This is a genomic window from Mesorhizobium sp. A623 (assembly GCF_054489405.1).
Genome location: NZ_JBTMXB010000081.1, coordinates 1 through 4,696, shown reverse-complemented (window position 1 = coordinate 4,696; position 4,696 = coordinate 1). Strand labels below are relative to the sequence as shown.

The 4,696-nt window shown below is 56.7% G+C and carries 2 protein-coding genes; one reads left to right on the top strand and one right to left on the bottom strand.

Translation table 11 applies throughout. From position 1 onward, the window contains the following. Positions 1–477: 477 nt before the first annotated feature. Entirely contained in the window at positions 478–3,132 is a 2,655-nt protein-coding gene (locus tag ACX3P1_RS27690) for a putative bifunctional diguanylate cyclase/phosphodiesterase (RefSeq protein ID WP_459082947.1), read from the top strand. A 524-nt stretch (positions 3,133–3,656) separates the two neighbouring features. On the opposite strand, the gene ACX3P1_RS27685 is transcribed toward ACX3P1_RS27690, so the two are convergent. Next, the coding region (locus tag ACX3P1_RS27685; protein ID WP_459082945.1) for a SulP family inorganic anion transporter at positions 3,657–4,696 on the bottom strand (1,040 nt) is incomplete at its 5' end.

Sequence of the window (4,696 nt, the reverse complement as noted above, 5' to 3'; positions counted from 1 at the left end):
TTGCACCACCGAGCCCGAAAGGCTCAAATGACAAAAGGACTCTGCTCTCGGCTGGATGAAGTCGGGGGCTCACGTCAAATTCGATCGCGCCATTGACATCTTGATGGGCCGCAACCGCTCTTGGCGCAATTTCTCGGCCTACAGCTTCGCAAGAGGCAATGTCTGCTTTTAGGCAGAGGCAAAGGCACCCGCTAAGGCCGACAGTAGGTCGGTAGCGGTCACGCTGACCGCTTCCCGACACATGGCAGCTATCCCGCCGTCGGTGCCGAAAAGCTGCCTGTCTGGAATCGGCCCCGAACCTGCCAGACCGTAAAGCGCCGAACGACCCACATCAGCCCCAGACACCCGAATCTTTTACGTGATTTTCATCGTTTTCGCTTCACTTTCGATCCTCTGAAGGGTTATCTGGATCAGACTATCTCGGTCATCGAGGAGTGTGGGATAAGATATGACGCTGCCAGTTGAGGCGTTGGTTACATGATGGCATTCCTCGGATCGGTGCCTATACCTGCCTTGCTCGTCTCGCAGCTGATTGCGCTCTCGGTCTTCCCGCTTTTCTTCACGACGCTCTCGGCACCGATCCGACAGGTTCATTTCTACGTCTATATTGCCCTTGTCCTGCTCATTGGCGGCTTCTTGGGCAATGTCTACTCCCTGCCAATAACCAATGGCGTTGTCGTTTCCGGTGGCAATCTTTGCTACGGCGCGTTCATGATGGCATGCGTCATGTTCGTTTGGGTGGAGCGTGACGCCTTCATCCTGCGTCATCTCGTGCGGCTCGTCATTCTGGTCGACCTCTTCAATGTCGTGTTCTCGTTTCTGACCAACGCGATCCTGGAGACGAGCGGCGTCTTCAATCCGCATGGCGTGCCTCCCGGAATGTTCGAGATTTCTACGCCTCTGATCGTCCTTGGCGGCGTGCTCATTATTCTGGAACTCCTACTCCTCCTGTTTATCTTCGAGACCACGAAGAAACATGTCGGCTCGCTTCTCGCGACAGCCGTCATCTACATCTTGTCGTTCGTGCTAGTTCTTGTGCTGGACGGCATCGTCTTTCCGTTCATTGCCTTCGGCATAAACGCCGAAATCGTCGCTGTGGTCTTCGGGGGGCTTCCTGGCAAAGTCTTCATGGCGACGGCGTTCAGCGTACCGCTGGCCCTGTTCATGCTCTGGCGGCGGCAGGCATTTGTCGACTTTCTCCGTAGCGACACCGTCCGCTGGCGGCTTCTAAAGTCCAGCAGCGCCGATCTCATCAAAGAGATGGCCAAGAAAGACCAGGATGTGCGGCGAGGCGATATCGTTTTCAAGAATGCCTCCGAGGGCCTAGCGATCGTCGACGGTGCCGGCGTCGTTCTTAAAGCGAATGCGGCCTTCCAACACATGCTCGATATCGGCGGGGCGAGAGCCGCAAATCTGAAAAGCGCATTCTGGCACGCAAACAATCCCCTCCATCTGCCGCAGAGTCCCCGGGAAGGATGGCGAAAGGAGGTAACGTTCGGCCGAGGAAAGCGCCCCGGCATTCTGTCTATCACGCCTGCTGGAGAGGACGTCGCAGGCGGCGAGACTTATGTCTACTCGCTGACAGACATCACCGAACAGAAGGACGCGCAGGACAAGCTCGAGTACCTCGCGTTACACGATCAGCTAACCAAACTTCCGAACCGCCGTTTCCTCGACCAATGCCTGAGCCGTCTCGAGAAGAAGTTCTACACGCTCATCATCATCGATATTGATCACTTCAAGGACGTCAATGACAGCTACGGCCATGGCACAGGTGACCGCGTCCTTCAGATCATAGGCGACCGACTGCAAGCCGTGCGAAAAGAGCATCTGGGCGTAGACGATGTCGTGTGCCGCATCGGTGGCGACGAGTTCGCGGTTTCTGTCCAGTCGGGCGACAAGCGCTTTATCACTAGAACTCTGAAAAGAATTCAAGACGCTTTTAGCCAGACCATTTCGATTGACGATGACCTTAACGTATTCTCATCCGCGACGATCGGGGTGAGCTACCAACGCGCCAGTGGGGAGGGTGACGCCCTGCTCGAGGCCGACGCGGCGCTTTACGAGGCCAAGCGCAACAGGCGCGGGTCAATCGGCTTCTACGAGGAAGGTTTGACCGCCGAAAGCCAGAAGCGGATGACGTTGGGTCTAAAGCTGAAAATCGCGATCGAGAACGGTGACCTCGAAGTCCACTACCAACCGCAATTCGATGCTGCTACCCACAAATTGCGAGGGGTAGAGGCGCTTGCCCGGTGGACTGATCCGGAACTCGGGGAGGTGCCTCCTAGCGATTTTGTTCCCGTAGCAGAGGCAACCGGTCTCATCGAAATGCTTGGAGAATACGTGCTTGAACGAGCGTGCCGGGACGGACAGGAGTGGCTGCGAAGCGGGAGCGGGCCGATCACCATCTCGGTGAACATTTCGCCCAACCAACTGAGGTTCCGCCGCTTCATTTCCGTGCTACCGAAGACGCTCGCAAAGACGGGTTTCCCTGCCAATCTGCTCGAAATCGAGATAACAGAATCTTCTTACATCGAGCGGGAAGAGGAGGTCACGCCGTTCCTCCGAAAGCTGAAAGAAATGGGTGTCAGCATCGCGATCGACGATTTCGGTACGGGCTACTCGTCGCTTTCGTATCTGCGGGACATGCCATGCGACTGCGTCAAGATCGATCGCAGTTTCATCGATCGCATACCTGAAGACTCCAAACAGTGCAGCCTGGCATCGGCGATCATACAGATGGCCAAGGTGATGTCGTTCAAAGTTGTCGCGGAAGGCGTAGAGACCAAGGAGCAACTGGATTTCCTGGCCGCCCAAGGCTGCGACTTGATCCAGGGATTCTACTTTGCTCCGGCCCTCCCGAAGATGGAACTGGAAACGCTACTGGCTCGTGCTGAGCGAGAGCCAAGAGCCCCGCCGCGTAAGGGCCCCAACTTGGCCGATCATGAGGCGGGGCAATCTTCAGAGGCGGCCCTCAGGCAGCGTCCGGGATATCCGAGATCTCATCGAAAATGCTTTAGACCAGGCACAGCGCTCGGGCGATCCGATCACGGTAGCCCTCAGATTGTTCTCTACAGCGGAGGCTTTGCTGGCTTGCAAGGGGCCGATTTCGCCGATGACAGGCCGCTTTAAGGAGGACTTTGTAAGCCGGGCAGAAACTGCTCGCCCAGTCGAAGACCATCACTTCGATAGGGATGCGTAAGTGGGGCCATGTCGGTCGATCAGCATGACCGTTGATATTACAAAATCAAGCTCGAAATACCCACAGCCAAAATAGCCAATATCGTGGAGACAGTTGTAACGCCCAATGTATAATAAAGTATGGTCCACGCGATTGCGACAACAACGGTCGAGATCGCCGCCCTTAGGACCATATCATACGTTCTACGGTTAGACCCGCTCATGGAATTTTACCCTCATATAGAATAAAATCGTTTATGTCGTTCGTATCGATTCCGTTCAATTTTGCAATTCTCATAATCTAGCCGAGGAGCCCTCCTCTTTCGGATTGGAACAAGTCGAAATCACCCGGCGATCCGCCGCCAATTGAGGAGAGGCTTCTCGTGCCAACCTCGGCCTTTGGCTATCATCAGATGATCGCGTAGCCGTCTAGGTAAAGATGCGGCAGCGCCGATATGAGCTGTTACGGATACCTCCTACGTCGGTTCCGAAGCCGTTACTGGGATGGACTCGTGCTTGCCACGCGCAAGCCGAACCGCATCGGCAAGCGTCTTCCTGAAGCGGACACGCGGCGGCTTCACCCCATGAACCAGTAGAACGCGGCGAACCGGCCGCGTTGTGCCGGCAATGTAGACCGCTGCTCCATGACGATCAGCTTTTCGGACGAAACCCTCGATCGTCGCAGCACCTGTCGAATCGAGAAAAGGCACCGCGGAAAAGTCGACGATATAGGCTTTCGGGTGCTCGCCGATCCGATCCAGGGCCGCCCCGACTGCAGCCGCAGCACCAAAGAAGAACGCCCCGGATATCCGAAAGATCACGATGTCGGGATCTGTCGCCAGATCGACGTCATACGGACTTCGACCGTTGCCGTTGGTGCTGTCGGCTACGTCCTCCTGCGCGATAGGCCGTACGTTCTCAACTTCGATGGACTGCGCCATGCGATGGAGGAATAGCAGCACGCCAAGCGCGAACCCGACGAGGATACCTTCTGTGAGGTCGCGGAATATGACCAGCAGGAAAGTTGCCAGCAATACGACCGCATCGCCGCGCGATGCCCGGATCAGCGTCGCGAACTCATGTTTCTCGGCCATGTTCCAGGCGACCACGACCAGCACCCCGGCAAGCGCCGACAGCGGAATATAGGAGGCCAGCGGCGCGGCAATGAGCATGAACGACAGGAGAAAGGCCGAATGGAGCATTCCCGCGACCGGACCATGGGCGCCCGCGCGAACATTGGTAGCTGTGCGGGCAATGTTGCCCGTCACGCAGATGCCGCCGAACAGCGGCGAGACTATATTGGCTACACCTTGAGCCACCAGTTCACAGTTGGAGCGATGTCTTCGGCCGGTCATCGAATCGGCCACGACCGCCGATAACAGGCTTTCGATGCAGCCCAGCAGCGCGAACGACAGGGCGTTCGGAAGCACGTCGATGATCTTCGCGTAAGACATCACCGGCAAATGGGGCATCGGAATTGACTGGGGGATGCCGCCGAACCGCGTTCCGATCGTCT

Bases quoted from the DNA above. Each gene is read 5' to 3' on its own strand.
- ACX3P1_RS27690 (WP_459082947.1), top strand. From the start codon at position 478: ATGATGGCATTCCTCGGATCGGTGCCTATACCTGCCTTGCTCGTCTCG.